The 16,051-nt window shown below is 38.6% G+C and carries 14 protein-coding genes and 1 pseudogene; 1 reads left to right on the top strand and 14 read right to left on the bottom strand.

The genetic code is table 11. The features are described 5' to 3' along the window. Positions 1–488 precede the first annotated feature (488 nt). The 11 genes and pseudogenes from BUB71_RS19925 to BUB71_RS00615 all read right to left on the bottom strand — a co-directional run. A pseudogene (locus BUB71_RS19925) lies at positions 489–626 on the bottom strand (aminoglycoside 6-adenylyltransferase); the annotation flags it as partial. Positions 627–669: 43 nt separating this feature from the next. Next, positions 670–1,467, bottom strand: a complete 798-nt coding sequence (locus BUB71_RS00660) for a polysaccharide deacetylase family protein (RefSeq protein ID WP_084730874.1) — start codon at positions 1,465–1,467, stop codon at positions 670–672. Positions 1,468–1,809: 342 nt separating this feature from the next. After that, a complete protein-coding gene (locus BUB71_RS00655) occupies positions 1,810–2,646 on the bottom strand; it encodes an alpha/beta fold hydrolase (RefSeq protein ID WP_073150365.1) in 837 nt (278 codons plus the stop codon). Positions 2,647–2,743: 97 nt separating this feature from the next. After that, positions 2,744–4,432, bottom strand: a complete 1,689-nt coding sequence (locus tag BUB71_RS00650) for a M20/M25/M40 family metallo-hydrolase (protein WP_073150362.1) — start codon at positions 4,430–4,432, stop codon at positions 2,744–2,746. A gap of 97 nt (positions 4,433–4,529) precedes the next feature. Continuing rightward, the gene (locus BUB71_RS00645) at positions 4,530–5,678 is read right to left on the bottom strand and encodes a sensor histidine kinase (protein WP_073150359.1); all 1,149 of its coding nucleotides are present in this window, start codon (positions 5,676–5,678) and stop codon (positions 4,530–4,532) included. Beyond that, positions 5,668–6,357, bottom strand: a complete 690-nt coding sequence (locus BUB71_RS00640; RefSeq protein WP_073150356.1) for a response regulator transcription factor — start codon at positions 6,355–6,357, stop codon at positions 5,668–5,670. The genes BUB71_RS00645 and BUB71_RS00640 overlap by 11 nt, the downstream gene beginning before the upstream one ends. 597 nt (positions 6,358–6,954) lie before the next feature. Beyond that, positions 6,955–7,857: a DMT family transporter gene (locus BUB71_RS00635; RefSeq protein ID WP_073150353.1), complete on the bottom strand. Its 903-nt coding sequence runs from the start codon at positions 7,855–7,857 to the stop codon at positions 6,955–6,957. A gap of 583 nt (positions 7,858–8,440) precedes the next feature. After that, positions 8,441–9,316 (bottom strand): phosphotransferase family protein, encoded by an 876-nt coding sequence (locus tag BUB71_RS00630; RefSeq protein WP_073150348.1) that lies wholly within the window; start codon positions 9,314–9,316, stop codon positions 8,441–8,443. 127 nt (positions 9,317–9,443) lie between these two features. Continuing rightward, entirely contained in the window at positions 9,444–9,848 is a 405-nt protein-coding gene (locus BUB71_RS00625; protein WP_073150345.1) for a VOC family protein, read from the bottom strand. 221 nt (positions 9,849–10,069) lie between these two features. After that, positions 10,070–10,375, bottom strand: coding sequence for a hypothetical protein (locus tag BUB71_RS00620; RefSeq protein WP_073150341.1), 306 nt, complete (start codon positions 10,373–10,375; stop codon positions 10,070–10,072). 428 nt (positions 10,376–10,803) lie between these two features. Continuing rightward, entirely contained in the window at positions 10,804–12,069 is a 1,266-nt protein-coding gene (locus tag BUB71_RS00615) for an FAD-dependent oxidoreductase (protein ID WP_073150338.1), read from the bottom strand. A gap of 116 nt (positions 12,070–12,185) precedes the next feature. Between BUB71_RS00615 and BUB71_RS00610 the strand changes: the two genes are divergently transcribed. Beyond that, a complete protein-coding gene (locus BUB71_RS00610; RefSeq protein ID WP_073150334.1) occupies positions 12,186–12,641 on the top strand; it encodes a MarR family winged helix-turn-helix transcriptional regulator in 456 nt (151 codons plus the stop codon). Positions 12,642–12,766: 125 nt separating this feature from the next. On the opposite strand, the gene BUB71_RS00605 is transcribed toward BUB71_RS00610, so the two are convergent. The 3 genes from BUB71_RS00605 to BUB71_RS00595 all read right to left on the bottom strand — a co-directional run bounded on the left by BUB71_RS00605 (position 12,767) and on the right by BUB71_RS00595 (position 16,035). After that, positions 12,767–14,284 (bottom strand): alpha/beta hydrolase family protein, encoded by a 1,518-nt coding sequence (locus tag BUB71_RS00605; RefSeq protein ID WP_139278938.1) that lies wholly within the window; start codon positions 14,282–14,284, stop codon positions 12,767–12,769. A gap of 73 nt (positions 14,285–14,357) precedes the next feature. Further along, positions 14,358–15,122 carry an ABC transporter permease gene (locus tag BUB71_RS00600; RefSeq protein ID WP_073150328.1) on the bottom strand — a complete coding sequence of 255 codons (765 nt, stop codon included), beginning with the start codon at positions 15,120–15,122 and terminating at the stop codon, positions 14,358–14,360. Then, entirely contained in the window at positions 15,115–16,035 is a 921-nt protein-coding gene (locus tag BUB71_RS00595) for an ABC transporter ATP-binding protein (protein ID WP_073150325.1), read from the bottom strand. The genes BUB71_RS00600 and BUB71_RS00595 overlap by 8 nt, the downstream gene beginning before the upstream one ends. Positions 16,036–16,051 lie beyond the last annotated feature (16 nt).

The following is a 16,051-nucleotide window of genomic DNA, read 5'->3' as shown; positions in this document are numbered from 1 at the left end:
ACTCCTCACGCTTAACGCATGGGATTCTTGGGTAGTTTGCGTACGCCTTTGCTTCGTGCTACTCCCAAGCTAGGGACTGTCCCATCAGCCCATCCCATGCAGTTCTACAACTTCTGTTGCATGTACCTACATGGGTGGCGTACCTGTTACCAGTACGCTAGTTCGCTCCATCAATCACTCTTATGGTTTTACCAAGCGGGAGAGTTTAGTTCGCCGCTTGAACCTCATACCATAACGTACACAGGAACAAAGCCTGCTACAAGCAGGATGAGCACCGCTCATGCGTTCGATTATACAAAAAATGGTAGCTCTTAGCAATCTCTTGAAAGGAATAACCGAGCAAAGTCGTCTTTCATCTCACGATTCAAACTGTGGGCTTTCAGTCGGCAGATTTCTGTAAAAATAGGACATAGTCTAGGGATATTTACAAATTGATCAAGAAAAAGAAAATCAAACGGAAACGAATGTAGTCTCCTTCTGATTTTCCTTCCAAAATAATCAACCCAATTATAATTGGATGTAAAAGATTCCATCTCCATGACGACATAAACAATATCATAATCCTGAAACGGATCTTTCTTCACATTAGGATTTACACGAGATCCGTTCATCATCATGGCACGAATTCACTTATCCTTCTGTGCTTTTCTTAAAATGAGTTCCGCACCCCTAGTTGGCATATGCGGGTTTGTTCAGTAATTGATCTACAGTTACAATTGTATATCCTTTGCTTTTTAAGTATTTAATAATTTGTGGTAATGCTTTTACTGTTTCGGATCGTGATCCGCCTGCACTATGCATAAGAATGATACTACCATTTTTAGTCTGTGATTTTACGGTTCGGATAATTTCTGCTGCAGTAATGCCCTTTTTCCAATCATTTGGATCAACATCCCAGTTTACTGTTATAAACCCTTTACTTGCTACTTGGTTTGTAATACCTTTTGCTGACCCATAAGGTGGTCGGAAAATTTTCATTTTTTTCTTCGTATATTTGTAAACGATTGCGTTTGTTTTGTCTAATTCGGCGTTGAGTGTAGTTGTAGAAACCTTGGCTAAATCCTTATGACTCCACGAATGATTCGCGATGATATGTCCATCGATGACAATCCGCTTGAGATTCGCTTGGTATTTGTTGTTTGCAGCCATCGTGCCAACAACAAAGAAAGTACTTTTAACCTTGTATTGCTTGAGGACATCTAAGATTTGACTTGTATACGTGTTGTCAGGACCATCGTCAAAGGTAAGTGCGACTTTTTTGATTGTTCTTGGACCGTTGTAGTAAATGGGCGCTGCCGCTACTTTAGTTTTAAAGGTTGCATTTTCTTTTTGCATTTGGCTAAGACTCAATGGTTTTTCAGAGACGATATCAGGCGGTGCCTGTGCTACAGTGGATTGTAGCCATGGTAAACTTGTCAATATCAATCCCAGGACAAGCAATGTACATACTCGAAAAAATTGTTGCAAAGTGTCACCTCATTAATAAAAATAGTAGAGAATATGGAGTATTGGGCACTTTTATTTTAACATGTTTTTATTATGGTTGTTTGAATAGTTAGCATAAATAATAAGGTTATTTTTGCCCAACCCTTGAAAAGTACAGTAAAAAGCACCTCTCGAAATTGAAATGATTCGGGAGGTGCTTTTTACCGTTTCTGATATCATCTTCGACTGAGTTAATTCTTGGGTGTTTTCATCCATATTAATGGTCTTTTGGCTGTTAATTAAATGACGGCAAAATCGAGCTTCGCTCGCGTTTTGTCGACAGAGCCCTAAAAAAGTACAATCACGCAGTATCATCGCCGATAATTATTGCAAAAACTCTATTATCTTTTGTTCAATTTTATCATTATGATGACTAAACCATATCAGATGACTTTCTGCTTCAGTTATGAATAATTCTGCATTTGGAATATGTTTTGCTGCATAATTTGCGTGCGAAATGGGATTGCCACCATCATGTTGACTATGAATAATCAGTGTTGGTGCCTGAATACGACTCAAATCACCTGATCGATGTTGAATATCATTCAAAAATCCTGAACCAGATTGTAATTTTCCAAGAAACTCAATGGTTTTATTGATTTGTTCTTTATTCATTTTTTCTAATACTTCATTTACTGGTAAATTCGTTAGCCCTCTCATCATTACTTTCAAGGTTCCAAGTGGATATTTTCGGAGCATCAAACGAAAAAACGCCCAAAAACTTTTCTCGATCACAGGATTAAATATTATGTATGCACCGAATCTTGTTCTTGTATCTGGCCATTGATTATGTGTGAGTGCCCCTTGAAGAATGATCTTTTCTACACGTTTTGGATGCCTTCCCCCTAGTTGTAAAGCCGTTCGTCCACCCGCTGAAATCGCAATAACAATGACTTTTTTTATATGGAGAGAATCAAGCAACTCAACTATAGCATCTGTAAACTGCTCTGAGATTTTGCCGGTTGATGAAGGAGTTCGCCCATATCCAGGACGAGAAGGGATTAAAAGTTGAAATCCTTGATTAATCAATAACTGTTTAAATGGAATTGGAGAATCACAACTAGAGCAGTGTCCTCCATTTAAGATAAGAATCACAGATTTACCTTTTCCCTCTAATTGGTATTCTATATTTCCTTTTGAAGTTGTTATGATTTGCTTCACAAACAAATCCGCCCTTTATTAAAAATTCCTATTTTAGATTTTGTTTTGGAACCTCCTCATTTTCATTCTATCTTACTTTTTTTATTCTTAGGCCCTCTTATGTTTCTTTCGTTACGAACAGAGCAGAAACGATCAAGATCGGAATAACGCTTATCGCGACTGCCACTGGAGTAAATGGCAACATAAATAATACATAGATTAACCAACATACAGGCGTATATAGAAACACTATCCCCGTGCCAATCACGATTGATGCTATCCACCTCGCGATACGGTATTTATTCAGTAGGACGACAATCAAAGTGCCCAGCAAGGTTAGAGAGAATAAATAACTTATTTCTTGGAACAGAACGGCACTACCTACAACCAGTAGCAAGAGAAGAGGTAGGAGACCAGCGAGCGATTCCTGTAATGACAATTTACGAGCCCGAATAATTCCAGCGATTAAAGAGCATATACCCACAATGAAGATGATACTGAAGAAGATCATGTCATTGTTCGTTGATTCTCCCAGATGCATCACTTGTGTTACCCCAGATACAATCCCCCAGCTCAATAACACCGCCCCAGCCATCACTCCTAGCAGATAACTTGTTCCTGCCATGATTGTACGAAGTTGAAAGTTGCCTTTTCGAATCTGCAGGTTTATCCACCATATGACCGACACAACAGCTACTAGTGATAGGATATAAGATGTAAAACTGCTCATGATCATCAAATAGCTGGGAGACAAGGAGAAAAAAAGGCTATCCTGTTTTCTTCCTTCTTTAAATGGTACTTGTGATGCATGATCTGCTATTTCCAAGGCTGTCAATAGAAAATGATATGCCGTGCCACGGTCTAAATTTGCAAAGCTATCCGTCTCTTTGTGATAATTTTCAGCACCTTCTGCTGCCGCGAAATTTAGGCCTGAGTAGCCTGCCTTCAAAAAACGGGTCAAGTCCGTTCCATTTGGCATCCGGTGATACAATGCAGACAGAAATGAGAAGGACAACGGATGTGAGCTTGCAGACTGAAGGTAGTGCACAGCATCCAGATTGCGATTGGAAGTCTCAAACATCAGTAGCGATCCACGATTACCTCGGGCTTCTAAGTTGACAACCAGATCGATTTTCTTTTGCATCTCCGGGTGTGACTGAACGAATGATTTCGCTCCCATCGCTCCTAATTCCTCACCATCTGTGAAGAGAAAATAAAGGTCTGATTTTAGATTCGGGTTTCCCATCTGTTGACGCATGGCTTCCAGCATGGCGACTACGGAGATCATGTCATCGGCAGCGCCTGGAGTTTCCGGTTTGGTGTCATAATGGGCTGACATCAAGATACCACGATCTGTTTCAGGAGCGTCCAACTTCACTAGTATATTTTGCAGAACCACTTTATCGTTCTTGTCAAATCGGGCTTTTGCACGAATAGTATTCGTGAAACCCTCCTCTGGAGAAATCCCATTAATGGTTGGTATATTCTTGAAATCCGGTGCTCCTTTGCGTTCTATTAGGTCTGCCTTAACGTCCTCTACTGTGACGGTTACTTTATCGACCGTTGCTTTCAAGTTCATTTTACGGATTTGCTCTAGTAAATGAGCTCGAACTGATTCTAGCTCATTTGAGCCGGATGGATGCGGCGAGACGGTTGTGGCCTTTAGATTAGTCATCATCTGCTCATATGCTGGATAATTAGCATCAGATTTGGACGGCGGCTTCGGTGGCTGAAAAAGATGACCTCCTAGTCCAATTCCTGTCATAAGTACGATGAACACTAGAAAAACGGAAATAGTTCTTGGCATATTTCGTCCTCCCTTAGTATGGATATTCCAATACTATAAAGGAGAAAAGGTTAATTCTTAGTTAAGAAAACAAAGGACGGCAAACCACTTTAAAATTTCAGCTATGGGAGTTAGGCAGTTGAATCACGAATGTGGTAGCAATGCCTGCTTCACTATGAACTTGTATCGAGCCGTTATGCTTATCAATGACCGCCTTCACTATGGACAGTCCTAGTCCGTTGCCCCCAAGTTCACTCGAACGGGACTTGTCCACACAGTAAAATGGATCGAAGATCTTGTCTATTTGATCCTCTGGAATTCCAATACCTGTATCAGCAATGGTAATACACGTTGTAACTGAATGCCGAACGGCAGTGATTTGGATGTTTCCATTCTCCTTGTTATATTTGATGGAATTGTGAAGAATGTTGGAGAAAGCCTGGTATAACAGATTTTTCTCACCATATAGCAATACATTCTCAAGGTGAATCTCAACATGAATATGTTTGCGTTGGATCTCTAAGGAAAACTCTCTTATAATTGTCTGAAATAGTTCATTGGCTTTGAATGTTTTATATCTAAACCCATTCATATCTGTATTCATTTGGAGCAGATCATGAACGATGGAATTAAGGCGTTCCACATTGCTCCGTATATCCTCTAGTGCTTCCGTATATTCTTCAAGTATTGGAGGATCACTTAGTTGTACCACCTCAATTCTAGCTAGCATCGCAGCAAGAGGCGTTTTGAGTTCGTGGGCGGCATTGGCTGAAAAATGTTTATAGGCCAAGAATGATTTTTGTAATTTATGAACCATCCGGTTAAAGGAGACGGACAGACTGGCAACCTCATCCTTGGACAGCGGGACTTGAACTTGCCTATACAGATTATTTTCGTCTATCTCTTCGATCTCTTTGCTTAAGTTTGTGACAGGTTTCAACGCTCTTCCTGTTACCATATAGGTAATGCCAGTTCCACTTGCGATGATCAATATCGCGCACAGAAAACCAGCAGAGGCAAAGTCAATTTGCTGCTCAATCAAGACGGGTGTAGGTGAGACAGATGGTATAGGAGGTACAGGTGGCACAGACAGTGATCCTTCCTTCTTTCCATCAAGAACATCCGCATTAGGAACAAGCTGCGGTTGAACATAAATAACACGAGCGGCATAAATAGAAGCTACCATAAGCGAGATACATCCGATTGAAAGTATGATAGCCATTAATAAGGTCAGACGAAGACGAAGTGGAAGTGTTTTAATTAGCATCTTGTGGTACCTCTGCAAGGTAGTATCCAAATCCTCTTTTGTTCTTGATCACCTCTTGATCTCCTAAAAAAACGGCTAACTTCTTTTTAAGCGAATTGATATGAACTTTGAGGGAGTTCGAGAAACCATCGAAGCTGTTATCCCATAAATGTTCCATGATCTCTTCTGTACTGATGACTTTATCTTTGTTGAGCATCAAATACTCTAAAATGCCGTATTCTTTTTTCGTTAATTCTAATGGATTTTCCTTAATGTAAACAGCCTTTAATGACGTATCAATTAGAATCTCTCCATATGACAGCCTTGTATCTGTCTGGATGAATTTCCGACGGAGTAGAGCACGAATTCTGGCCTCCAATTCCCGAAAGTGAAAGGGTTTCACCATATAATCATTCGCTCCAGTGTCTAGACCAAAAATTTTATCCTCAATTTCGAAACGCGCCGATAAAATCAGAACCTTGATGTCAGGTTTATCATTCCGAATCTCTCGTAAGACCTCAATTCCATCAATTTTAGGCAGATGCCAGTCCAGTACGACCGCATCATATTCATAGATTTCGACCATTTGTAACGCTTCCTCGCCATCTGAAGCCATGTCAACCGCATAGCCGAATTTTCGTAAGCCCATGCTGATTGATCGCTGTATTGACAAATCATCCTCAACTACTAATATTTTCAATATCATCTCTCCTCTCATTCCGTTAGCCCCATGATAAGACAAGTTCGGTTAAGCGAAGGTTAAGACTCAGTCTAAATTTCACGAATATAGATATAACCAAATCAATGAAAGTGCAAGTGTCATGAAGATATATTGTCCAGTAATATTGACTCGTGATGCTAAAAAATTACCGGATGCTGATTTGAACCTTTCCCCTGATTATACTCAAAAGTGACATAGAAGACTTTTTTGCGTCACTTTTGAACTGATATTGAATTAACATTTTTACCCTAACATTCTTAAGTGACTTGATTAGGGACTGGATTATTGAGTACACTTTGAGTGTTTTGCCCAACGCTTAGAAAAGCAGGGTATCGAATTTTCAAAATAATAGAGCGCCAGTAGAAAGGGTCACCGTGATCGAAAAAAGAAAATTGTACGCTAAGGAAATCAATGACCATTAAAAAATACCGACAACTTGTACGTTAAGGAGTCGGTGTTTTTACTAGTGTCAGAAGCCAATCTTACAAAAAGTGGTGATTTATCAAGGTTTGGTTTGATAGTTCTTTTTTTAGATAAGGTTTTTAAGATAGGTTTCTAACATTATAAGTTATCTATTCATGCAGAGCTTGCGGAGTTAAGATTTCCCATCTTCTTTTCCTGTTGCCCCCAAATGATTCCGACAATGATTAAAAAGCAGCCAAGTAATCTCCAATCAGTGATCGTTACCTGATTCCACATGTAATCGATTCCTGCTGCAAAAACCGGTTCAGTTGTTAAAATGAGAGCCGCGCGGTTAGGAGTTGTATATCGTTGTAAGTAAGCTAGCATCAAATAGGCACCAATGGTCGCTAACAGCGAGCAGATAGTAATTGCTATCCAGACGGAAGGTTGAGAAATTACGTTTGGTGCGAGGACTTTTTGCCAGGGTTCCCAGAGTAGAGTTGCTAATCCACAGAAAAAGGTAGCAAAAATCATCTGTATAGCGACTAAAGAAAACACAGGTAAAGTAGTACCCCATTTTTTGATACAGACAATATGTACTGCGAAAGGAAATGCACCTAAAAAAGCAAGGAAATCACCATGATTCATGCTACCGAGTTGGGATCCAGAGAGCAGGTAGAGTCCAAACATCACAATAGCTAGACTGAAAATCAAGCGAGTGGTAAGTGGTGTTGATAATAACAAAAATGAAAAAACAGGCACAATGACAACTACTGCACTGTTGAAAAAAGCTGAGTTGCCTGACGTTGTAGAAAGTAGACTGAGGATCTGCAAGGCAAAACCTAATGCTAGCAACCCGCCTAATACGAATCCCAATAACCAGATTGACTTACACATTATGGGGGTTCGGCGGATAAAAATCACAATGAAAATCAAACAGACAGAGGCGATTGCGAATCGAATGGTTAAAAAAGCGAAAGGAGGAACCGATTTGATCGCATCTTCCATTAAGACAAATGTGCTGCCCCAAATCAAGGCAAGTAAGAGCAAGCATAGTTCAGCCTTTCTTTTCGTCATCCTATTGTTCCCTTTCTAGTTAAACTCACATGCAGGTAAGATGATAATGTGTGTACCCATTGCAGCTAAGGAACTGAGTTTTTTCATTGTCCAAACGCCTTTTCAATTGCCTGTTCAAGTTCTTTGGTAGAGGGCTTAGCATATCTTCGTGTCACATTAATATCTTCATGACCAGCAAGTTCTGTCACTGTAGTAATATGTGGTATCAATAGAAAGTATGTTTTGAAAGCGCATATCAATTATGTTTAGAGTTTAAACAGATACTTAATTCAGATCATCTAAGACCTTTAAGAGTATAGAAAGGAGCTCCCTTTATCATAACGTACAGGTATCAAGGGATTTTCTCTTATCTTTTTGCTTAACGTACACTTTACTCCAATAAGTCTTGTGACCCCCAACCCCCATTAGATCAAAATCTAGATCTTCAATTGAATGCACGAAAGGCATATCTATCCAAAAAGAACTGCAAGTTATCTATACTCCATCATGAATCGGTCTTTCTTTTTGGGGAAGTTATGAATAATCCGATCATACTCATCCTTCGCTTCTGTTATGGGTAGTTTCAAGTAAATTTCAAGAATTTTTACCAATAATCCCCCATGCCATTTCGAAATGCTTCATGGTCATTATTCTCTAACCCAAATAGAGCTTCTTGAAGTGCAAATGTACCATGATAAAAATGAACTCGGTCAACAAATAACGCGACATCGGGCTCCTCATCTTGCAGGAGATGAAAAAAATCATTTCCAAAGGAAGCTAGAAGTGCTGCATAATCAATTGCTGGATCGCCTAGATCAGAAGAATCGAAATCTATAATACCACTAATCATTTGCTCCTTCGAGTTATACAAAATGTTTGACGTGCCAAAATCACCATGAATCCAGACAGGATGAATATCAAAATGAGCCTTATTTCCCAAAAACTTTTTAAAGTGTTGTTCTGTTCGATAGATTCCCTTTTTATTCATATATGGATATAGTTTCTCTTGGATTTGTTCATATAGACCCGACCATTCTGAATAAATAATTTTCACTATCTCTTGGTTGTTTTCTTCATCGATTGGAATACTATGAAGTTCTTTGAGAAAATTGGTTAGTTGTTTGGCTAATTTCCGATAAATGTTCATATCGTCAATTTTATTAAAAATACGGTCTGACAGTGGTTCTCCCTCTATTTTGGGATAACCTATAAAAACACATTCTGTCTTGTTCTGATGCAAATTCCGATAGACTGGGTTAGGAATCGATAACGAGACTCGTTCTCTAATCATATCCAGCTTTTTGACTTCGTTTTTAAGCTGTTTGATGCCTGACCTATATTTGGGAAAACGAAATATCAAGTTCGAGTTTATGAGTAAAATATCATTGTTTTGTCCTGTTGATATCGGTTCAATTTTTGACAAAATCAAATCTGGATACAAATGGCGAATACATTCCATATATTTCATAATTTTATTCATGTTCTATTCTCCTGAGAACGAATTAAAGAATGAATCTCTCATCGGTTTGAATGGCTGAGGGATTCATTCTTTATGTAGAGAAAATCGTCTGTTTCCCTATTTTATAGATAAAATGGAATTTTTAGTGTTATTTTTCTTGTGGAAGATCGAGTTGCCAAGAGACACCAAATTGATCATTTAGCCACCCAAATTTTTTACTAAATCCATACTCACCCAACGGCATAAGTGCTTGTCCATCTTTAATTAGTTTTTCATAAAGCTCATTGATTTCCTCCTCACTGTCACAGGTGATATAGATTGAAAACGAAGGGGTAAAGGAGAATTCATGTTTTACATTGCTGTCAATACATAGAAATTCTTGACCTTTTAATGAGAAAGTAGCAATCAGAACTGTACCTTCTTCCCCTACATCATTCGCACCGTAACGAACGATATTTTTAATTTCTGATTCCTCAATAAGTGAGGTATAATAATTCATCGCTTCTTCAGCCTTGCCATTTTGAAACATTAAAAATGGTGTAACTTTTTGCATATACACTACCCCTTTTTTCTGCCTTGTATAGGATAAATTTGAACATATGTTCTTGTATCCTTATTTATTTTACTTTTTATTGATAATTAATGCAATATTGTTTCCATAGTGAATCTACCCTTTTGCTTAGGGATGTGAGCAATTCTAGAGCTTATCGAACGTGGTTTGAAATACTCAAACAAGGAAGTTTAAACCTCTCATTAGTCTGACGTTCATATCATCTATGGATATATTTGTTCTTCAATCAGTTTGATTGTGTTGTTATTGTCCCATTCATAGCCTCTAAGAACCGTTGATTTATCTTTTCTCTCTGCTTTGATATAAATTTGCTTACCTTCTGTACTACTGGGCATAATCGGAATTCCAAAGATAGATAAAGGTAAACCATTAATTATTGATTCATATATGGAAGAATTCATTTCTTTCATTAGCTCATTACATTGGCTAACTGTTAGAAAAATAGTTTCGGGTTCAAGATGCACCCGATTCATATCAAGAATGGCTTCATGAATCATCCTCGTGATCATTCATCCATCTCCCTTTAATAGTCTCTCCATTCGATTCGTTTTTTACCCATATACAGGGTAGTGACGGAGTTGCTGCCGAGATCAAATATTGTTCGAATGAGCAAAGAATAATCTTCTTCGGATAAATTATGTTTCATAGAATTAGAGCGAGCACTCATTTCATCAAATCTTGAGTAAGATGTTTATAAAAAGCCTTTATTGAAATATAAATTACTGAAGTAAAAATTGAAACAGAAAAGCAGTTTGAAAGTAACTCTAAGAAGTCGGGTACGTCGTCATATAACACAGCATTATAATGGAAAGATGAGTGGTAGGCTCATAAAAAAAGCACTATTCTTTTATGTGTTTACTGAAAGAATAGTGCTTTTTAAACTTGGATAGCGATGTACGGTGATTTTTCAACCCTTTGTTTATCGTTGTTTTATAAGTCATTCAGTGGTTAGTGGTTTGTTTGTAATTGAACGAATCCATGGTACAGCACGCAACATTGCCCAACGCATTAGGGGATTTTTAACGGTGAATCGCTTCATCATCGTCTTTGATGCTTCAACCTCACGAAATGCATACTTGCTCATCTCCTCTTGATAGGAGCCGATCGCCTTCTCAAGAGATTCGCTTTGAATCATCGCTGCTTCAAGCTTTTCAGCGAGAAGAGCTGCATCACGTAAAGCTGTGTTACCTCCATGGGATCCGGTAGGAGGCATAACGTGTACTGCATCTCCCATAAATGTTATTCGGGAGACTGACCATGTAGTTGGCTTTCTTGCTGCTCTAAATTTTACTGCCATCGTGTAATCAACGTCAGCTCGCTTCACAAGACGTTGTAGTATTGGGTGAAAGTTTTGAATATTCTCTTGTGCAACACGTTGCAACATTTCGGAACTAAGTTTTTCTTGATACTCTGGAAATTGTTCCTTAGGTAGGACAAGCCCCCACATCACATAGTCATCAGTGATTGGAGGTATTTGATTTACTTCGAAACGGGCAAAAGCTGTTTGCGGTGCCTCCTGGAAGCGCATTGTAGTAAAGAAGAATCCACGATTCGAGGGACCCATTGCAAATACTCCACTGGCTTTTAATGCACGAGGAACTAGTAAACCCTCGTCTTGAACAAGTAGCGTGCGACCATAAATACCCCAATTGTCGATATCGTCCGGTTCATAATCTGGCAAAAATTGCTTACGAAGGACTGAGTTTACACCATCAGCACCTACTACAAGTGAAGCATGGATATAACTTCCATCTGAGAAATGAAGCGTTGCTCCATCAGATTCCGTCTCAGCACGTAACGCTTCTTTACCAAAATGAACCCTATCTTGCAGCCCTTCCAACATAATGGTTCGTAATGTTTGGCGATCTATTTGCCGTGGTGTACGTAAATTGATGCCGCTAGGATCGCCTTTAAAAGTAAGTCTAAATATCTCACCAAGATCCTTATTAGTTACTCGAAAGTAACTAGCCTCTTCAATAGGTGAAGTTGTGGCAAGAAACAACTTAAATAAATGAGGCGGCAGAGATCGCTGGAGCGCAGCGATACCATATTCGTCAATAGTGATTCGATATCCCTGGCGACGAATATGTGGTGCCAGATCACGTTCATAAACTTGTACATTGAATCCAGCACGAAGTAATGAATGAGCCAAGCACAAGCCACTTAATCCAGCACCGCAAATTGCTACAGAAATCGATGACATTTTGCTCATCTCCCTTTTTAGTTCTTTAAATGTCAACTAATTATTGATAAAATGATATTTGACTAAAATTATCTTATCTCACAAGATAAGATAATAATAAATGGAGGGATATACAAATGTCAAGGAACCAAATAATCAACAATCTATCGGAAGAATTACGAAATAACAGTACAGCAACGATTATGTTTCACCAGTCGATTGGTACGAAGTTAGGATTAAATCCTACGGATCACAAATGTTTAGATGTAATATTGAAGAACCAACCTATTACTGCTGGTCATCTTTCTGATTTAACTGGACTAACAACGGGTGCTATCACGGGAGTATTAGATAGGTTAGAGAAAGTGGGATACATCAGTCGAGTAAAAGATCCGCAAGACAAAAGACGTGTTATCATTCACTTAGATCAAAAAAAGGCTGAAAAAGATATTTTACCTCTCTTCCATATATTTGGTAAAGAATTGAATCAAATATTATCGCATTATGATGATAGGGAGCTTCAAAACATTCTCGATTTTATCAGACAATGTAATTGCTTGTTAAAAGATTTAACGGAAAATATGATTAAATGATATAGTTTAACGGCTGTAATTTGCTTTTGTTACGCAAAAAAGAGGCTCACGCCTCCCTTATCTATCTGAAACTCTTCCGTTTTCCTATCTCGCAATCCTTCTTCCATATTAATTCACTCCCTTTTTTATTTCAAGTCAACTTTTTTTAGTTCTGGGTACTTTCTAATCAAGGATTCCAATGAATCATTCGTTTCGCCTTGCAAATGTTGGTTAAAAAATGTAGAGATGACAGCACCTGAAATATCTAAGTTTCGAGCTGGGTCTATTTCTCCTTTAATTCCAATAAGTTCGCGAAGTGGGCTTTCTATGAATAGTCCAATATCATTGTATTTCATATGATCGCTGCCTTTAATCGTAAATAAATTGCCAGACCTCTTTAACACTTGGACTAACCCCAAGGTATTTTTTTGATCAACATCATAAGCCTTTTTGTATTCCTTTTTGTTACCATACATGGAGAGATTCATATTTTGTTCTTCTTTAGGCATATCTTCAAATTTTTTGAGCAGGCCCTCTCGCTTCTGTAACGATTGAACAAAACCTGAATCGCTGGCCAACATCAAAAAAGGAGACATATTTTTTGCATCTTTTTTCGGAGAAATATAGACTCGTCCATCCAGATTAATCGTTGCCTTCACACGACTATCGTTGTTAGCCAAATTATAAGCAACTGCACCTCCCACTGAATGACCCATCGCACCGATTTTATCTAAATTCAACTTCCCTTTAAAAGCAGAATCCATCTTACCTTGGTTTAGTTCTCCTAACTTGGTAATGACAAATTTAGCATCATCGGCCATGATTTGGTTAATGACTGCATCTAAATCTCCTGTGTTGAAATTGTTTGGGTTTGCCTCCTTGGCAGAAACGACTCGATCAGGAAACACCGTTGCTGCAGATGTAAAGGTATGATCGATCGCGACAACGATAAATCCATGGCTAGCCAGGTTCTCACTAATAGTGGTTTGGACTTCCATCGAATCGCCAGCTCCATGAGAAAACAGCACTACTGGATAGTTTTGTTTCTTATTCGAAATTTGCAAGTTTTCTTTTGCGTGCGTTTTGACTAAGTTCAGATGGTCTAACATAAAACTGGGCATACCGTAATGCTTGGTAAGTAATCGGATTAACTCAGATGAATGGTGAAAGTAAGAAAAAAAGACTTTCGACTCATCTTTTTTGGCTGGATAATAGACTTTCGCCATCACTTCTCTTCTTTTTTTCGATGATTTATCCAAGAAAGGGTCTTTCCTTTTTTCGTCAATCAGATGAAAATACTTTACTCCTATATCATAACTACCCGTTGGCTTTGGAAGCGTAAAGACGGGAAGAGCATATGCTAACAATGATGTAAAGACAAGTGCAATCAAAGATAAACTGACAGTGATCACTTTGATAACTTTTGGGATTTTACGGGCGAATAATTCATTATTTATTTTCGCTAAAGCATAGACGGTAAACAAAATCACAAACAGATAGGAGAAAAACATTTGGTACCGGAAACCTTCGAATATCCCATGCAGTATGAATACTGTTAGATTGACACCAACAGCCCCTAGCCAAACTTTTTTTGCATCTGTCCAATAAGCCAAAATGAATGTACTCAAATGTGCGAATATTAATATCATTTCGAAAATACGCATTGTATCTCCTCCAATTTTCAAACCTAATCCTTGCACGGAAGCATCTCCAACAACTAAGTAAATTCCATTTCAATTATGTTCCACTGTGCACATCAGCACGCTTGTAATAGAAAATGCAGAAACTGAGTGAGACGACAAAAGTTATTATCAAAATGACCAACGCAGGAATCACATAAGGATTGGGACCCATTTCAGCTAAACCTTGAGCTAGATTACGAACTGGCCAATAAGGTGTAAGCCAAGGAAATAAGATAACGTTCATACTATGACCTAATTCGCATATTACCGCAATAAGAGAGACACACCCTCCTAACACTGCAGTAGGTATGACACTCTTCCAGACCATGCTTATTGCTGCAGCCACAGGAATGGTGCCAAATGAGAGAACACAAATCAATAAATTCATCTTCAACCCTAGCCATAACATAGTCATGTCTAATTGATGTATTACAAGTAGCATAGAGCTAACCACGATCACAAAAGAAAGTACTGCAGTAATCGAAATAAGTAATAATACGACCAATAATTTTATAAACAGAAAGCTAACACGTGAGACTGGATAAGAAAATACTTGATTGATGGTACGTTCTTGATACTCTCGAGCTACAATATATCCTGTTATCAGAGAAAACAATAACGGTCCTAGTATTGTTACAATCATCCCTTGTCGATAAAATAATTCTTGGAGATCAAAAGGAACAAGGGTACCATTGGGACCTACTTTCGGTAAAACCGCCAAAATACTCCATAGACATACAGGTATCAATGCAATCAGGATCAACCAATATATTTTTGTATTCTTAAGTTTTATGATTTCGGCATAAACAACATTAAGCAAATTTGTCACCTCCAGTTAAGTTAAGAAAATAATCTTCTAAATTCCCTCTAGATAACACGATTTCTTTTACACCAATATTATGCTGGGTTAGTGTCGTATTCACCAGATCCGTTCGGTCCAAATATTCATATATCCGCAAAACCCCAGTTCCAGCTATCTGATAGTCAGTCACCTGTAGTTCTTGTTCTAAAACATAGGCTGCACGTTGATCATCATCGACCTTAATCTCCAGAAAGCGCCTCGTCTTTTGCTGTAGCGTTTTATCATCTATTTCTTCAAGCAAATTTCCTTTATGAATAATCCCAATACGATTCGCGACTTGCTCGATCTCGTTTAACAAATGACTGGAGATAATAAAAGTGATACCACGTTGTTTCGCTAATTTTAAAAAGAGTTCTCGAACTTCCCGTATCGCGCCTGGATCTAAACCATTGGTAGGCTCGTCTAAGATCAGGAGTTCCGGATGGTGAAGCAAAGCCCGTGCGATTCCGAGTCTCTGTTTCATTCCTAGCGAATAATTCTTCACCTGTTGATGTTTCACATCGAGTAGACCGACGGTGGTCAAAACCTCGTCAATACATTCTTTATTGCCCATACCCATCAGACGACGATGAATCTCTAAGTTATCAACTGCACTCAGGTTGAGATAAAACCCCGGATATTCGATAATAGCGCCGATACGCTCCAAAGCCTTACTTTTATTGCCGTTCAATCCTGCGCCGAATAATTCGATCTCCCCTGCCGATGGTCGAATCAGACCCAAAAGCATTCGTAGAGTGGTCGTCTTGCCAGCACCGTTTTGCCCTAAAAAACCATAAATATCGCCAGCTTTAATATTCATGTTAAGATCATCGACCACTACTTTATCTTTGTAGTGTTTTGTTAGATGATATGTTCGTAAAATATAGTCCACAGTTAGCACTCCTTTC

Source organism: Seinonella peptonophila, from assembly GCF_900129355.1.
Lineage (GTDB): Bacteria > Bacillota > Bacilli > Thermoactinomycetales > Thermoactinomycetaceae > Seinonella > Seinonella peptonophila.
Note: the sequence above shows the minus strand (reverse complement) of the source record. Positions and strands in the feature narration are given on the sequence as shown.